This window comes from Spirillospora sp. CA-128828, assembly GCF_050945415.1.
In the GTDB taxonomy this organism is placed as follows: Bacteria; Actinomycetota; Actinomycetes; order Streptosporangiales; family Streptosporangiaceae; genus Spirillospora.
This window is the reverse complement of the sequence record NZ_CP191986.1, coordinates 622,221-637,149: the sequence shown is the minus strand read 5'-3', so window position 1 is coordinate 637,149 and position 14,929 is coordinate 622,221. Positions and strand designations below refer to the sequence as shown.

Genomic DNA, 14,929 nt, shown 5'->3' with positions numbered 1-14,929 from the left:
GTACCTCAGGCACGCGGCCGCCGGGAACCGGCCGCGTTCGGCCGGAAGGATGTCCCTAGTCGGGGACGACGGACGGGCCGCCGGGCGCGGCCACGTCGGTCAGCGCCGTGCGGTGGAACGTCCCACGGTGCAAGGCGGGCGGAGCCGCCGGGTACCGGCGGTTCAGCAGGTCGGCGAGCGGGGCGAACGGGTGTCCGCCCGCGGAGCCGCCGCCGCGCGGGCCGTCCTGGCCGGTCGGCAGCACGGGGCCGGGCGCCGGGACGCGATGGTCGCCGTGGCAGCCCGGGCAGGGGCCGGAGTGCCGGTCCGCCGGGTCCCCCGCGGTCATCGCGGGGGCGGCGGCGGTGGCGTGACGGGTGTGCACGGCGACGGACACCGTCTCCTGCCGCAGGTGGACGCCGTCGTCCGGCGTCGCCGGCTTCACGCCGGCGTCCGGCGGCAGGCCGTCGCGCAGGGCGGGACGCGAGCCCGTCACCCGGTGGACGAGGCCACCGAGGTCGGGGCCGGCGGGACGGACCTCCGGTACCCGCACCTGCGGGACACCGGCGGCATCGGCCACCTCCCGCACGTGCCTGACGGCCCGGTCCTTGTCGTCGAACACGTCCTGCTGCCGGGACCGGAGGTACCGCATCGGCTGGTAGCCGATCTCCCGCACGTCGCCGAAGAGGACGTCCGCCGGGTCGCCGGTGCGCCAGTCGCGGCCTATGGAGAAGTGCCCGAGCGTGGACGAGCCGGTGAAGCCCTGGTCGGCCAGGCCGGCCGCGGGCTCCGGCGGCCGCTCCGCCGCGAAGGCGGAGTCGGTCAGCGCCGAGAGCGCGATCCAGCCGGCGAAAAGGAATCCCGCGATGGCGACGAGACGCACGAGAACCGGGACGAGGGCATGCCGCCGACCCCGCGGGCGAATCGCCCCGCGCTGGATCGGTTCGGACTCCACTGCCGGTTCTCCTTGTCGACGTAGCCGCGTTCAGGTGCGGTTTCTGATTCCGGTCGGCATGAACGTAGCACCATGGCCTACCCGATCAAGGAGCCATTCATTTCTCTTCCGGCGTGTCCCCGGATCATTTACCTGGACGTGAATTCCGCTTTTACCGCAGCCGGTTTTCCGGTATCCAGGCATCCGTTTTGCCGGGCTTCGACCTTTGGTCGGTTCTGGGGGTCTTCTCCACCCCGCGGGCGGCGCCGCTTCATCGGCGGTTCATCCGGAGGCCGGGAGAAGCATGGCGGACGGTATCGAGTGCGCTACATTCGGTGAACGAGCGGCCGCGCAGGCCGCCCGAGCGAGGAGCTTCCGATGCCCGATCCCTCGTCCACGATGGTGCGCCTGCTCCCCGCGCGCCGTCACCACCCCCGCCGCGAGACCCGCCGCTTCGCCACCCGCGCCGAACTCGACCTGATCGCGCTCGCCGGCGTTTCCGCCGGTCAGGACGCACGCCCCAAGCGGAAATGGTCCTCCGCGTGGACGCTGTACTCGCGCTGGGAATGGGCCATGGCCACTGCCAGGGCCGAGCGCGCACGCCGCAGGGCGCGTCCGCCCTGGGGGTAGGCCGGGCCCCGCGGCAGGAACGGGCCAGCCGGCGGGCCCCGTGGTGGAGCTCCGCCGGCTGGAGGAGAATTCTTCGCCTAAGCGCCTTTCGCCCGCGCCGGGGGAAAGGACCTCACCGCTGGGAGGCGTCCGGCTTCAGGACGCTCGCGGGCCGTCCCGCCGGCACCCGCACCGGCGGCGTCCGCCGGACGATGTGGTGCGCGATCCGCCGCGCCGCGAAGTCGGCGCCGTGCACGAACCGCATGACGGGCCCGAACGTGGAGGCGGCGGCGAGGCCCGCGAAGTAGAGCCCGGGCACCGACGCCTCGAAGTCCCGGCTGAGCACCGGCGCGCCGAGCCGGGTCGCGATGCGGCCGCGCAGCTCGGGTGCGAGCAGGCCGAGCCGCTCGATGTCCACGACGTACCCGGTGGCGGCGATGACGTGCTCGGCCTCCGTGACGAGGCGCCGCCCGGTGCGGTCGGTGGTGGTGACGGCGATGCCGTCGCCCTGCTCGACCGCCTTCGCCAGGAGCCGGCCCGTCGAGACGCGGATCCGGTCGTCCAGCCGGTCGCGCAGCCACCACGCGCCCGCCGGTGGGAGCGTCTCGCGGACGATCCGCTGCCGTGTCCGCTCCGGCAGGTACCGCACGAGGCCGGGCCGCTCGGCCCAGAGCCACGTCCGGTAGCCGGTGCCGAGCCCGGACCGGGGCCCGGCCAGCGCCGCGGTGCGCACCGGCCGGTGCTCGGCGGGCACGGTGTTCCAGTCGAGCACGCGCCTGCGGGCGAGGAGGTGCGGGCGCGCGCCCGCGTCGGCCAGCAGCACCGCCGTCTCCAGCGCGGACTGCCCCGCGCCGACGACCGCGACCTCCTTCCCCGAGAACAGGCCGAGGTCGCTGTGCGCGCTGCTGTGCGAGACGAGCCAGGACGGCAGGCCCGCCAGCTCGTCCGGGACGTGCGCGAACGGCCCGACGCCCACGGCGACGACGACGGCCCGCGTCGTGATCGTCTCGCCGGTGGACAGCGTGACGCGGTACCCGTCCCGCCCGCCCCGCTCGACGGTGACGACCTGCGCGTCCTCGGTGCCGCCGACGGCCTCGGCGGCGAACCACCGGCCGTACTCGACGAAGGTGTCCAGGGGGATCGGACGCCCGAGCCGGAAGTCCGGATGGCGGTCGGTGAACCGCATGCCCTTCTGCGGTGCCCCGAGGTTGGACGCGAACGGCTCGGACTTCAGGTACATGCCCTCCGGCATGTTCGCGTCCCAGAACTTCATCGGCTCACCGATGACCCGGACCCCGAGCCCGAGGTTCCGCAGGTGGGCGGCCGTCGACAGGCCGTAGGGCCCGGCACCGGCGATGACGACGTCGCTGGACGGGTCGCTCATGTTCCATTCCCCCGTGTGTTGTGGTGTTACCTGGTGCGGAGCCGCCCGATCGCGTGGAGCGCGCTCTGCCGCCCCATCGCGAGGAAGGGCGGCAGATCGTCCCCGGCGAACCAGGCGAACTCGTCCGCCTCCCGCAACGGGCGGAGGGTCTCCCGCAGCGGGCGGAGACCGGCGCGCGGCGCACGCCGGGCCGATCCCCGGAGGTAGTGGTTCTCGACCAGCAGGGTGCGGCCGGGAGCCGGAAGCGCGTCCGGGACGGGGCGGCCCGACTGGTCGAGGTGCAGCACGCGCGCGAGGTCGAGGCCGTCGCGGTCGGTGAACAACCGGAACTGCGCGCCGATCCGGGGGTTGAAGTCCAGCAGGTGGTGGACGCCGCCGTCCGCGTCGAACCGGAAGTCGAGGTCGACGAGGCCGCGGCAGCCGAACAGCCGGACGATCCGGATCGCGAGGCGTTCCAGCTCGGGATCCGAGACCCACTCCCCCTCGACCGTGTGCCCGGCCTGCGGCGGATGCGCGAGGTGCTTGCGGCCGACCGCACCGAACAGGCAGTCGAGGTTCGCGTCGAAGTAGCCCTGGAAGAACCAGTCGCCGCCGGCCGGCGGGATGCGCCGCTGCAGGATCAGCGGCCCGGGGTCGCCGTCCGGGGACCGGTCGCGGGTGGCGGCGAACAGCCGGTGCAGCGCGCCGAGGGTGCGGACGACCGTGGTGCTGCGCATCCCCGGTCCGAGCCGCCACGGCCGCGCCCACTTGGCGATCAGCGGCAGCCCGAGCGCGGCCGCCGCCTCGTCCACGTCGGCGGCCGACGCCGGCGTGCGGCTCGGCGGGCACCGGACATCGTGGCGCTCGCAGGTCTCCATCAGCAGCGCCTTGTCGGCGACGCTCCGCGGGACGCCGGGATCCTGGCGGGGGAAGACGAAGTGGGGCGCGAGACCGTCCGCGTGCTCGGCGACGAAGATCGCTCCGGCGTCGTCCATCGGGACGAGCAGCGCCGGACGGCCGATCCGCTCGCCGACCTCGCGCAGGTGGCCCAGCAGCTCGGCGGGACGTTCGGCGGGCGGCGCCCAGGGATGCCCGCGGTACAGGTAGCGGGAGCGGGACGAGGGGTTGCCGCGCCCCTCCAGGATGGCGTGCACGGGAACCCCGGCGCGGCCGAGGCTGCGGATCACCGCGAGCGTCCCGTGGTGGAAGACGTTGCGGTCGGTGCGCAGCAGCAGGGCGGGAAGGCCGGGGTCGAGGCGCGTCCTCGGCTGGGCCCGTGAGTCGAAGAACATTCGTTCAGGCCCATTCCCTCATATTACGGCGCACGACATCCCTTCCCCACGGTAAATTTTGCCATCGTCCACTCGTCCGGCTTTTTCGGGGTGGACCTCCAAGGGCATACGATACGCATGCGAGCTGCCGATATACATCCAGCTGGGAGGCCTTTTAGGCATCGCTGGAAAAGGCCGCAACCCTTCTGTCCGCTCCCTGCCGTTCTGGCCGCGTGCGTCTTCCTGCTCGTGCTGTCGGCATCGGCTCTCGTCACCTGGCCGCAGCAGCCCCGAGCAATACAGAAATCATCGAAATATGTGCCATTGGGGGCTTTTCTGGGATCCGGCGCGGAGGGGGTGGCCAGGGTGCGCCAGTTCGAGCGCTGGCTCGGCTCGACGGTGACGGTCGGGCGCACCTACCTGCCCGGCGATGACTGGCGGGACGTCGAGGGGCCGCCGGAGATTCTCGTCCCGTGGGCGCGCTGGAAGAGCGCCGACCCGCGCCGGATGCTGGTGCTCAACGTCCCGATGATGACGCCGAACGAAGCGTGGCTCCCGATGCCGGTGCTGGCCTCCCTGCTGCGCGGCGGCGCGCGGGGCACGTTCGACGGCCATTACCGGGTGCTCGCCAGGCGGCTCGTCTCCATCGGCGCGCGCGACACGGTCATCGTCCTCGGCTGGGAGATGAACGGCGAGGCGTACGCAGGCCGGTGCGCCCCGGATCCCTACGCGTGGAAGGCGTACTGGCGGCGCATCGTGACCGCCATGCGCGGGGTTCCGGGCGCTCGCTTCCGGTTCGATTTCGCGCCGACGCGAGGACTGGACGCGATTCCGTGGATGGACTGCTATCCCGGTGACGACGTCGTCGACATCATCGGATCCGACAGCTATGACCAACCGACGGGCAAATCTTTCCAGGAATTCGTCGAGGAGCCCTACGGGCTGCGCGCGCAAGCCGATTTCGCAGCCTCGCACGGCAAGCGCATCTCGTTCCCCGAATGGGGATTGTTCCGAAATTCGGACAACTCAGATTATGTCCGAGGAATGCATGACTGGATCGCGTCGCATGACGTCGTCTACCAGTCGATCACGGACTACTGCCCGCACGGGGTCTGGTCGTGCGGCGGCAACCCGCGCGCCTCCGCCGCCTACCGCGAACTGTTCGGCGGGGTGACGGCCCCGCCGGCGTCGGGCAACGGGCCGTTCACTCCGGCGCCGGCCACCTCCGCGACACCCGCACCGGCGCCGCCCGCACCGTCCAAAGCACCCAAGCCGTCCAAGGCACCCGCGCCGTCCACGGCGTCCACATCGTCCAAGAAGCCGGCGCCGTCCAAGAAGCCCGCGCCGTCCAAGACGCCGCCCGCCAGGCCGGTACGGCCGTCGTGGATCGGTCCGCCCGCCACCGCCCGCGCGTCGACCAGGGCCTCCGCGGGGACGTCGCCCCGCCCCGCCACGCCGCGGGTGACGGCCGCGAGCAGCGCCACCGTCCCGGCGACGTCGTAGGCGGCGGACGCCAGGGCCGCCGCCCGCCCCTCCCGCTCGGCGATCCCGGGGAACAGCAGCCGCCCGGCCATCTGCTCGGCGAGCGCGCCCGGATCGTCCGCGGGCACGAGGGCGCCGAGCCCCGGCCGGACGATCTCGGTGATGCCCGGGATGTCCGTCCCGACGAGGGGCCGTCCCATGGCGAGCGCCTCCAGCGCCGTCAGGGGCAGCCCTTCCCACCGGGACGGAAGCACGACGAGGTTGGACGCCGACAGCCAGTCCCGCGGGTCCTGCACGGCGGGGACGAACCGCACCCCGGCCACGCGTTCCCGGCGCAGCATGTCCAGATAGTCGCCGTCCCCGACGATGGCGAGCAGCGCCGACGGGCAGCGCGCGGTGACCCCCGGCCACGCCGCGACCAGGACGTCCTGTCCCTTCTGCCTGGTCAGGCGGCCGATACAGACGGCGATGGGGACGGCCGAGGGAAGCCCGAGCCGGGTGCGGGCGGCCTGCCGGGCGTCGCCGTCGGCCGGTGTGAACCGGCGCCGGTCCACACCGTTGCGGACGAGCCGGTACGGCCCGCGCACGCCCGCGCGCATGCCCTCGCGCAGCTCGCCGATGCCGACGCAGACGAGGGCGTCGCTCCACCGCGCGGCGATGCGCTCCCACCGGCGGCTGAGCCCGTCCTGCCGCCCGGTGGCGGCGAGCCAGGACCAGCCGTGCGGCTGGAAGATCGTGGGCGTGCCGAGCGGGCGGCGCAGCAGCCGTCCGGCGAGGCCCGCCTTCGCGGAGTGCAGGTGGACGACGTCCGGCGCGAACCCCTTCACCAGGCGGCGGAGGCTGAGCGCCTCCAGCACGGTGCGGGGGCCGGGGGCGCGCCCGGCGGCCCAGTTGAGCCAGGGCACGCCCGCCGCCATGCACCGCTCGGGCAGGTCGCCGCCCGCCGGGCAGGCCACCGCCACCTCCCAGCCGCGCCGGCGCTGGTCGCCCGCGGCCTGCCCGACGTAGACGGCGACTCCACCCGCGTTCGGCTGGCTGACGTGCAGAATCCGCAGCGGGGTGTCGCCGCCCGGGTCAGTCATGGCCCCCGGAACCGCCGTGATCCGCGTTCCGCCGGTGCTTCCGGTCCGCCAGGGCCGCGCGGGCGCGGGCGAGGCCAGCGAACGCGGCGGCCGGAGCGGTCCGCCCGAGGATGATCCGCTCGTTCCGGACCGGCGTCGGCCGCCACTTCAGCTTGTACGGCTCGTCGCCGCGCAGCAGGCTGACGCCCTGCCGGTGCCGGTCCCGGGCGATGGCGAGGTCCTGGCGCAGCATCATCAGCGAGACGTCCACGCAGGACCGCAGGTCGGGGATCGCCCCGTACAGGTAGGCGCCGACGTACCGGTGGCCGATGAGGACGAGGTCGCTGGCCACGAGCCGTCCGTCCCACCGGTACTGCAGGACGGCGGCGCGCCCGTCGCGGACCATCCCGGCCGCGGCCTCGGCGAGGTGGCGGCGGAACCGCTCGCTGGTGTGCTCGGGGTTGATGGGGCGGCCCCGCCACTGCCGGGCGTGCAGCTCCAGCAGCGCGCAGACGGCGTCCGGTGCCCGGTCCGCCGGCACGCTCTCGACCGCGATGCCGCGCACGTCGATCTTGCGGAGCTTGGCGCGCATCTTGCCGGCCGTGCGGCGCGGCAGCCGCCCGAGAACCTCGTCGATCCCGCCCGCGGGCAGTTCGAGGCAGACCGACGACGGCGTCCGCCAGGACCGGCGCGGCCACTGCTCGGCGACCAGGTGGGCCGCCGAGCCGGGCCGCACCTCGGGAAGGTCGAGCGCGCACCATCCGCGCTCGTCCAGCAGGGCCCGGGCGAGGTGCCGGACCGCACCGTCCGCGTGGACGGGGTCGAGAAGGAAGTCGGTGAAGTCGCTCTGGTCCGCGGCGAGCGGGACGAGCACCCGGAACCCGCGCCGGACGTCCGCCATCAGCGGCGCCGCCGCGACGAGCCGGCCGCGGCACCGGACGGTGGCGAGCCGCAGCCGCCCGGCCGTCCCGTACCAGCCCCACCACGCCTTGAGCCACTCGTAGGTCTGGAACGGCGTCGCGGCCGGGCTGCGGTCGTAGAGGTCGCGCAGGTCGTCGGCCAGGGCGACGAGCGACTGCTCGTCGCGGTGCACCTCGGCCGACCATTCGGCGGCGGGGGCGGCGAGCCGTGCGGGCGCGGTCGCGGTCATGAGCGGGCCCCCATCCGTTCGGCGGCGGCCCGCCCGGGCACGGCGGCGCGGCGCGGCGTCTCCGGCCGGCCGCTCCGTCCGCGCCGGCCGCTCAGGACGGCGGTGCTGAGCCCGGCGAGCAGGAGCCCGGACGCGGTCCCGACGGCGACGCCCAGCGGCAGGTTCGGCGACGAGGGCGCGGACGGCGGCGCGGCGAGGGTCATCGGCGCGACGCGGACGCCGGTGTCCTTGCGGTGGGCCGTCCCGTACCGGACGAGCGCGTCGGCGGCGGCGTTGGCGAACGCGGCGGCGTCGCGGCGCGTCCGGGCGCTGCCGGCGAGCCGGATCAGCGGGGTGTCCGGCGAGGTGGACGCCTGGATGTGCTCCCGGGTGGCGCCGGCCGCGCCGCGCGGCAGCGGGATCGAGGAGTAGGCGAGGGTCTCGGGAAGCGGCGCGAGCCGCCCGTACGCCTGCGCGAAGCTGACCGCCGCCGGGCCGGCGTCGCCGCCGTTCCCGCCCTCCACGACGAGCACGAACGCCGTCGCGGTGTAGGTGGTCGGGGCGAGCAGGGCGTATCCGAGCCCGCCGAGGAGCCCGGCGAGCACGAACGCGATGGACAGGCCGCTGCGGCGCAGCAGCGCGGTGAGCGGCCCGCGCAGGCTCCGGGCGGTCCTGGTGAGCAGGCCGCCCCTCCTCAGTGCCGGCCTCGCCGGTCTTCCCGGCCTTCTCCTGGCGTCACGGTGCGGCATCACGAAGCCCTTTCTCGTGTCGGAACCGCCCCGCGGACGGACGGCTCGGGGCGGTAGAGCCGGGCGAGCTCGGCGGCCTGCTCGGCGATGGCGTAGCGGGCGACGACCGGCGGGACCCGCGTCCGGTCCCGGGGGACGCGCAGGACGCGGGCGAGCTCGGCGCTCCAGATCCCGGCGTCGGCGGGGAGCCGGCGGGCCTGCGGGGCCGCGCCGGACGGGAGGTCGTCGAGGGCCGGGCAGGTCGTGTAGCGGACGGGGAGCCCGGCGGCCAGCGCCTCCAGCACACCGAGGCCGAAGGTCTCCTGGACGGACGGCGCGGCGAGCACGTCCATCGCGGCGAGTGCGCCCGCGACGTCCGAGGTGCCACCGGTGAAGATCACCGAGGCCCGGCGCTCGTGCGCGAGCCGTTCCAGCGCACCGCGCGATGGTCCCGCGCCGACCAGCAGCAGCCGGACGCCGTCCAGCCGCGCGACCGCCTCGATCAGCAGGTCGAACCGCTTGGTCGGGACGAGCCGCCCGACGGCGCCGACGACGGGCTCGGCCGGGCCGATCCCGAGGCGGCGGCGCGTCGCGGTGCGCCGGGCGGCGTCGAACGCGAACGCGGCGGCGTCGATGCCGTTCGGGATGACGACGATCCGGCCGGGGGTGACGCCCCAGCCGCGCAGCCGCGCGGCCACCGTCGGCGACACGGCGACGGTCGTGGACCCGAGCCGCTCGGTCGCCCGGTAGAGCGCCTGCACGCCGCGGGTCGTCGGCCGGCCCTCGATGTGGCCGTCGCCGAGCGAGTGCTCGGTGGCGATGACGCGGGGCGTCCCGGCCATGCGGGCGGCGATCCGGCCGTAGACGCATGCCCGGTAGAGGTGCGTGTGGACGACGTCGTACCGTCCCCGGCGGATCAGCCGGGCGAGCCGGGGCAGCGCCGCGAGGTCCCGGTTGCCGCGCATCCCGATCTCGTGGACGGGGACGCCCGTGCGGCGGATCTCGGCGCCGAGGGTGCCCGTCCGGGTGAGGGTCGCGACCTCGCAGGACACCGGCAGGTGGCGCAGCAGCAGCGCGAGCTGGCGTTCGGCGCCGCCGTGCTCCAGCCCGGTGATGACGTGCAGGACGCGGGTCACACGCGGCTCCGCCGGCGCAGTTCGTGGCGGACGAGCTTGACGCGCATCCGGAGGGGCCCGTCCCGGTCGCCGACGTAGGTGCGGGGCAGCGCGTGCCGGGCCGGCTCCTCGGGACGGATGTCGCACGCGTAGTCGTAGCCGGCCGCCCGCACCGCCTCGATCTCGCGGGCGGTCGCGTGCCCGTAGGGGTAGGCGAAGCCGGTGACGGGCCCGCCGGTCAGGTCCTCCAGGACGGCCCGGCTCTCCTCCAGTTCCTCGCGGAGCTCGGTGTCGTCCGTCCCGGGCAGCGAGACGTGGTGGCGGCCGTGCGAGGCGACCTCCATGCCGGCGCCCGCCACGATCCGGACCTGCTCGGCCGACATGAGGGGCTTGCGCGGACCGTCGTCCCAGGCGTTGTAGGTGCCGATCCGTCCGGACACGACGAAGACCGTCGCGCCGAACCCGTACCGCACCAGCGCGGGGACGGCCCTCGTCGCGAAGTCGGCGTACCCGTCGTCGAACGTGAGCCCGACGAGGCCGCGGGCCCGGCCGGCGTTGTGCGCGTCCAGCAGCTCGGCCATGCCGACGCCGCGCAGGCCCCGCGCCCGCAGCCACCCCAGCTGCCGCTCGAACCGGGCCGGCGACACCGTCACCAGGTGCGGGTCCTCATCGAAGTGGTCGACCGAGTGGTACATCAGCACCGGCGGCGCCGGCCGGGCGGCTCTCGCGGGGGGCGTGGGAGGTCGTCCCCTCACAGGAGACCGCGCCGGTTCTGTCAGGCGTGTCGGTTCGGTCGGCTTGCTCACTGGTATCCCCCGATTCGGTACGGCCGCGCCGGACGAGCGCGCCGAGCGGCGCTGAAGTGATCCACGGCGAGAGCAGGACGCCGAAGGCGACCGCGGTCACGAGCCCGCCCGCGGCGAGGTGGACGGCCGCCGGCGCGTCCAGCGCCCCGGCGGCGAGCAGGCCCGCCGCGCAGGCCCCGGCGGCGGCGAGCACGAGCCGGGACACGTCGGCGCCGACCCGGCGCAGCGAGATCGGCGCGACGCCGCGCCGCAGCCCGGCCAGCAGCAGGACGGCGGCGAGCGTGATGCCGGCGGCGTTCGCGGCGGCCAGCGCGAGCGTCCCGGCGACCGCAGCGAACGCGCCCGCCACCGCCGCGGTGACGGCCAGCCCGATGCCGAGCACGGCCGCCGGCCGCCAAGTCGGCCGCTTCTGCGCGAAGAACGCGCGGGCGGCGAGACCGACCGCCGACTGCCCCCACAGGCCGAGCGCGTAGACCCGCATGATGGACGCGGTGCTGCGCGTGTCCGCGGCCGTGAACTCGCCGTGCTGGAACAGCACCCTGATGACGGCGGGTGCGAACGCGACGAGGAACGCGGTCGCCGCGAGCACCATCGCGCTCGCCACGACGATGTCCTGCTGGACGCGGCGGGCGACCTGCGTGGTGTCCCCGTCCGCCGACGCGCGGGCGAGCCTGGGGAACGTCACCGTGACGATCAGCAGCGACAGCACCATCGGCACCTGCGCGACCTTCTGCGCGTAGTTCAGGTGCGAGATCGACCCGTCCGCGAGCCCGGACCCGAAGAACCGCTCCACGAACACCTGCGCCTGCCGCGTCACCGTGTAGACGACGACGGGTGCCACCGCCGCGAGCCCCAGCCGCACGTCCACGCTCCCGGACGGAGTGGGGGCGTCGCGGAGGCAGCGGAGGAAGGCCGGGGTTTGCACGGCCACCATCAGGGCGCTGCCGCAGGCGACGCCGATGGCGGCGCTGGTGATGCCCATGAGCCCCGACAGGCCCGCTATCAGGGCGAGGATGCCGATGTTGTAGGCGAGGTAGATGGCGGCGGGCGGGCCGAAGCTGTGGTGGGCGCGGAGCGTGGCGCTCATGAAGCCGGCGAGGCCGAACGTCACGACGGTGATCGCCGTCAGGCGGACGCACAGAACGGCCGGGCCGGGCTCGGTCAGGCCGGGCGCGAGGACCTTCACCACGAAAGGCGCGGCCACCACGAGCGTGACCGTGACCAGGGACAGGCCGAGCAGCATCCGGGCCAGGGTCGTGCCGACGAGAGGACGCAGGCCGTCCCCGCGCGCGAGGAGCCGCGTGACGACGGGGACCATGAGCAGCGCCATGGCGTCCTCGATGAGGAGGGGTGAAACGGTCTCGGGGATCGTCCAGGCGACGAGGAACGCGTCCGTGCTGCTGCTGGCGCCGAACAGGTGCGCCATCGCGAGGTCGCGCAGGAAGCCGAGCGCGGTCCCGGCGGCGATGAGAACACCCGACAGCACGGCCGCACGCCCCACGGAGGTCACGGGCGCACCTCCCCGAGCGCGCGGGACGCGGTGATGCCGAGGACGATGGCGGTGAGCGCGCATGTCGGCCCGCCCATGTCCGCGTAGAGGAAGTTGACCAGCAGGAACACCGTGAGGGCGACGGCGGCGAGCCAGAACGGGTCGCGGACGCGGCGGCGCGTCCACAGCCCGGCGACGATCATCGCGAGCAGCGTCGCGAAGCCGGCGAAGCCCACCACGCCCTGCTCGGACAGGAACAGCAGGTACTCGTTGTGCGGCGACAGGAGCGGCTGCCGGACGTACCCGTTGACGGGGTCGGCGGTCTCGCTGCCGGACGACAGCTCGATCGTGGCGTAGGTGTCGCGGTAGGCCGGGAAGTTCTTCACGCCGACACCGGCGACGGGATGGTCCTCCCAGATCCGGACGGCGGCGGCCCACAGCGCGTACCGGTCGTGCACGGACTGGTCGGGGTGGCCGATCGTGCTCACCATCGACTTCGAGCGCTCCACGACCGCCTGCCCGCCGCCGCCCGCGACGCCGGCGAACACGAGGAGTAACGCTCCGCAGCAGGCCAGCACCTTGACGGCCGTCCACCGGTCGAAGATCACCAGGGTGAGGACGGCGGCGGTGCCGAGCGCGATCCACGTTCCGCGGCTGAGCGCCAGCGCCAGCGCGGCGGCCAGCACGACCAGCCCGGCGAGGGCGGCGGGGACGGCCGCGACGCCGCGCCCAGGCGCCGACAGCGCGAACGCGGTCAGCACGAGGAACGCGAACCCGGCCACGATCGACATGGCCATCACGTCGAGGGAGCCGAACGTGCCGACCGCCCGGATGTTCTGGCCGCCCATCGACGCGCCGTTCCCGGTGACCGCCTGCCAGATCCCGTAGACCGCCTCCACGAGCCCGAGACCGAGCACCGACGAGCAGACGATCGCGAGGTCGCGCCGCTCCCGGACGAGCAGCACGACGGCCAGCGGCACCAGCACGAAGATCTGCAGATCGCGGACGAACCCCGCCACGCTGGATTCGATGTCGGTCGAGAGCACGGTGCTGACGCCGAGCGCGGCGATCAGCGGCCCGAACGCGGGAAGCGCGCGGCGCGGCATCTGGACCCGCCCGGTGACCAGCAGGAACGCGGCGACCAGCACGAGCGCGCCGCCGGCGACGTCGCCCATGGTGACCTGCACGCCGGGGCCGAACGCCTCCGCGCCGGGCGGGACCCCCACGGCGGCCACGGCGGCGGCGATCAGCCAGCTCGGGCGCCTCGGCAGCGACCCCGCGAGCCGGAGCGCGGGCGCGTGGGCCGTCATCCGGAGTCCCGGCAGAGCATCGCCCGGGCCGTCAGCATCAGGATCCTCAGGTCGGTCGCGAACGACCAGTGGTCGATGTAGTGGTTGTCGAGCCTCGCCCGCAGCTCGATGGAGGTGTCCCCGCGGAACCCGTGGATCTGCGCCCACCCCGTCATCCCGACAGGGACGCGGTGGCGCAGCACGTAGCCGGGGCAGGTGCGGGAGAACTGCTCCACGAAGTGCGGGCGTTCGGGGCGGGGCCCGACGAGGCTCATGTCACCGCGGACGACGTTCCACAGCTGCGGCAGCTCGTCCAGCGACGTGTTGCGCAGGAACCGGCCGACCCGTCCCATCCGCTCGTCGTTCTTGACCGTCCAGCGGGTGTCGGACTCCCGCTCGTCCGCCGGCTTCAGCGTCCGGAACTTCAGCAGGACGAACTCCTCGCCGCCGAACCCGATCCGCCGCTGCCGGAACAGCACCCCGGGCCCGCCCTCGATCCGGACGGCGGCCGCGCACACCGCGAGCACCGGCATGGCGAGGACGAGGAGCGGGCACGCGACGGCGAGGTCCAGCAGGCGTTTGCCGATGCGGGCCACCGGATCGCGGAGCCGCCAGTCGACCCGGGCGCACGGCAGCCCGGCGAGGTACTCGCGTCGCGCCGGCGCCACCGGGACGACGTCCGACGGAGGCTGGACGAGGAGCGTCTCGCACGGCAGACCGAACGAGATGCGCAGCACCGCTCCCAGCTGGCCGGGGTCGACGTCCTCGGCGACGACGACCAGCGTGTCGATCCCGTGCCCCTCGACGAGCGTGGGCAGGTCGGCCATCTCCCCCAGCACGGGCGCGGCCCCCGGCGGCCCGGCGGGGCGGCCCGCGGCCACCTGCCCGACCGCCGCGAGCCCGAACTCGCCGCGTTCACGCAGGATGTCGAGCATGTGGGCGGCCGTCTGCCCCGTCCCGACGACCAGGGCGGACCGGGCCCGGGACCGGCGGCACCGGTACGTGCGGACGGCCGCGTTCGCGAACGCGCGGACGCCGAGCTGGACCGTCCCGCACAGGGCCGCCGTCCACAGCAGGAGCGTCCCGTCCGACAGCAGCACGGCCGCCACGGCGCCGACGAGCAGTGTCCGGGCGAGAAGCGGCGGCAGGTCGGCGAGCAGAGAGGGGGTGCGGCGCGCCCTGTACAGCCCGCCGGACGCGTTGAGCGCGATGATCGCCAGGGCGGCGAGGCCCGGCAGGAGGCCGCCCCCGTTGAGGGCCACGGCCGCGGCCATCGTCCAGCCGTCCGCGACGGCGAGACACACCGGATACAGTCCGGCCAGGATTCGCGCACCGGTGGCGGCACGGCGGACGGTCGTTCCGCCGCCCGCCGGCATGAGCTCCGGGGCCGCGCCGGAGTCGACGGAGGGACTCAGCCCCTGGGCTCTCATCGCGCGTCCCTTCACAGACAAGAACTCACCTTGCGGGGGCCGTCGCAGGCGGCCACGGACCAGCATCGCAGCTGGTCAGAGCGTGGCTCGCCGCTTTTAACCAGGCCCGCCACTCTCTTGAGGAGAAGATCGACGGAGCGTCCCGAGGGCGTACTGGACCGATAAAGATCCCGCGAATGGGCCACCCGATGCGAACCTTCGCGGGACCATGGACGTCTACAAGTGAGTCGGACGCCGAGAACCG

The 14,929-nt window shown here is 74.5% G+C and carries 12 protein-coding genes; 1 reads left to right on the top strand and 11 read right to left on the bottom strand.

Annotation, left to right across the window (positions count from 1 at the left end; all coding sequences use genetic code 11):
• Positions 1–55 precede the first annotated feature (55 nt).
• On the bottom strand, positions 56–934 hold the full coding sequence (locus ACQPXG_RS03440) for a hypothetical protein (protein ID WP_433466141.1): 879 nt from the start codon (positions 932–934) through the stop codon (positions 56–58).
• A 357-nt stretch (positions 935–1,291) separates the two neighbouring features.
• Here ACQPXG_RS03440 and ACQPXG_RS03435 point away from each other — a divergent pair, with 357 nt between their 5' ends.
• Positions 1,292–1,543: a hypothetical protein gene (locus ACQPXG_RS03435; RefSeq protein WP_433466140.1), complete on the top strand. Its 252-nt coding sequence runs from the start codon at positions 1,292–1,294 to the stop codon at positions 1,541–1,543.
• A gap of 112 nt (positions 1,544–1,655) precedes the next feature.
• Here ACQPXG_RS03435 and ACQPXG_RS03430 read toward each other — a convergent pair whose 3' ends face one another.
• From ACQPXG_RS03430 to ACQPXG_RS03385, 10 genes are all read right to left on the bottom strand, one after another.
• A complete protein-coding gene (locus ACQPXG_RS03430) occupies positions 1,656–2,906 on the bottom strand; it encodes an NAD(P)-binding domain-containing protein (RefSeq protein WP_433466139.1) in 1,251 nt (416 codons plus the stop codon).
• A gap of 26 nt (positions 2,907–2,932) precedes the next feature.
• Positions 2,933–4,177, bottom strand: a complete 1,245-nt coding sequence (locus tag ACQPXG_RS03425; protein ID WP_433466138.1) for an ATP-grasp domain-containing protein — start codon at positions 4,175–4,177, stop codon at positions 2,933–2,935.
• A 1,127-nt stretch (positions 4,178–5,304) separates the two neighbouring features.
• Entirely contained in the window at positions 5,305–6,720 is a 1,416-nt protein-coding gene (locus ACQPXG_RS03420; protein ID WP_433466137.1) for a glycosyltransferase, read from the bottom strand.
• Positions 6,713–7,849 carry a GNAT family N-acetyltransferase gene (locus ACQPXG_RS03415; protein WP_433466136.1) on the bottom strand — a complete coding sequence of 379 codons (1,137 nt, stop codon included), beginning with the start codon at positions 7,847–7,849 and terminating at the stop codon, positions 6,713–6,715. Before ACQPXG_RS03415 ends, ACQPXG_RS03420 begins: the two co-directional genes overlap by 8 nt.
• On the bottom strand, positions 7,846–8,577 hold the full coding sequence (locus ACQPXG_RS03410) for a Wzz/FepE/Etk N-terminal domain-containing protein (RefSeq protein ID WP_433466135.1): 732 nt from the start codon (positions 8,575–8,577) through the stop codon (positions 7,846–7,848). Before ACQPXG_RS03410 ends, ACQPXG_RS03415 begins: the two co-directional genes overlap by 4 nt.
• Complete coding sequence (locus ACQPXG_RS03405; RefSeq protein ID WP_433466134.1) at positions 8,577–9,692, bottom strand: glycosyltransferase; 1,116 nt, start codon at positions 9,690–9,692, stop codon at positions 8,577–8,579. Before ACQPXG_RS03405 ends, ACQPXG_RS03410 begins: the two co-directional genes overlap by 1 nt.
• Positions 9,689–10,366 (bottom strand): polysaccharide deacetylase family protein, encoded by a 678-nt coding sequence (locus tag ACQPXG_RS03400; RefSeq protein WP_433469889.1) that lies wholly within the window; start codon positions 10,364–10,366, stop codon positions 9,689–9,691. The genes ACQPXG_RS03405 and ACQPXG_RS03400 overlap by 4 nt, the downstream gene beginning before the upstream one ends.
• On the bottom strand, positions 10,338–11,987 hold the full coding sequence (locus ACQPXG_RS03395; protein WP_433466133.1) for a lipid II flippase MurJ: 1,650 nt from the start codon (positions 11,985–11,987) through the stop codon (positions 10,338–10,340). Before ACQPXG_RS03395 ends, ACQPXG_RS03400 begins: the two co-directional genes overlap by 29 nt.
• Entirely contained in the window at positions 11,984–13,276 is a 1,293-nt protein-coding gene (locus ACQPXG_RS03390; protein ID WP_433466132.1) for an O-antigen ligase family protein, read from the bottom strand. The genes ACQPXG_RS03395 and ACQPXG_RS03390 overlap by 4 nt, the downstream gene beginning before the upstream one ends.
• Complete coding sequence (locus tag ACQPXG_RS03385; protein ID WP_433466131.1) at positions 13,273–14,685, bottom strand: sugar transferase; 1,413 nt, start codon at positions 14,683–14,685, stop codon at positions 13,273–13,275. Before ACQPXG_RS03385 ends, ACQPXG_RS03390 begins: the two co-directional genes overlap by 4 nt.
• Between the last annotated feature and the right edge of the window lie 244 nt (positions 14,686–14,929).

Bases quoted from the DNA above. Each gene is read 5' to 3' on its own strand.
- ACQPXG_RS03435 (WP_433466140.1), top strand. From the start codon at position 1,292: ATGCCCGATCCCTCGTCCACGATGGTGCGCCTGCTCCCCGCGCGCCGT.
- ACQPXG_RS03430 (WP_433466139.1), bottom strand. From the start codon at position 2,906: ATGAGCGACCCGTCCAGCGACGTCGTCATCGCCGGTGCCGGGCCCTAC.
- ACQPXG_RS03425 (WP_433466138.1), bottom strand. From the start codon at position 4,177: ATGTTCTTCGACTCACGGGCCCAGCCGAGGACGCGCCTCGACCCCGGC.
- ACQPXG_RS03420 (WP_433466137.1), bottom strand. From the start codon at position 6,720: ATGACTGACCCGGGCGGCGACACCCCGCTGCGGATTCTGCACGTCAGC.
- ACQPXG_RS03415 (WP_433466136.1), bottom strand. From the start codon at position 7,849: ATGACCGCGACCGCGCCCGCACGGCTCGCCGCCCCCGCCGCCGAATGG.
- ACQPXG_RS03410 (WP_433466135.1), bottom strand. From the start codon at position 8,577: ATGCCGCACCGTGACGCCAGGAGAAGGCCGGGAAGACCGGCGAGGCCG.
- ACQPXG_RS03400 (WP_433469889.1), bottom strand. From the start codon at position 10,366: ATGTACCACTCGGTCGACCACTTCGATGAGGACCCGCACCTGGTGACG.
- ACQPXG_RS03390 (WP_433466132.1), bottom strand. From the start codon at position 13,276: ATGACGGCCCACGCGCCCGCGCTCCGGCTCGCGGGGTCGCTGCCGAGG.
- ACQPXG_RS03385 (WP_433466131.1), bottom strand. From the start codon at position 14,685: ATGAGAGCCCAGGGGCTGAGTCCCTCCGTCGACTCCGGCGCGGCCCCG.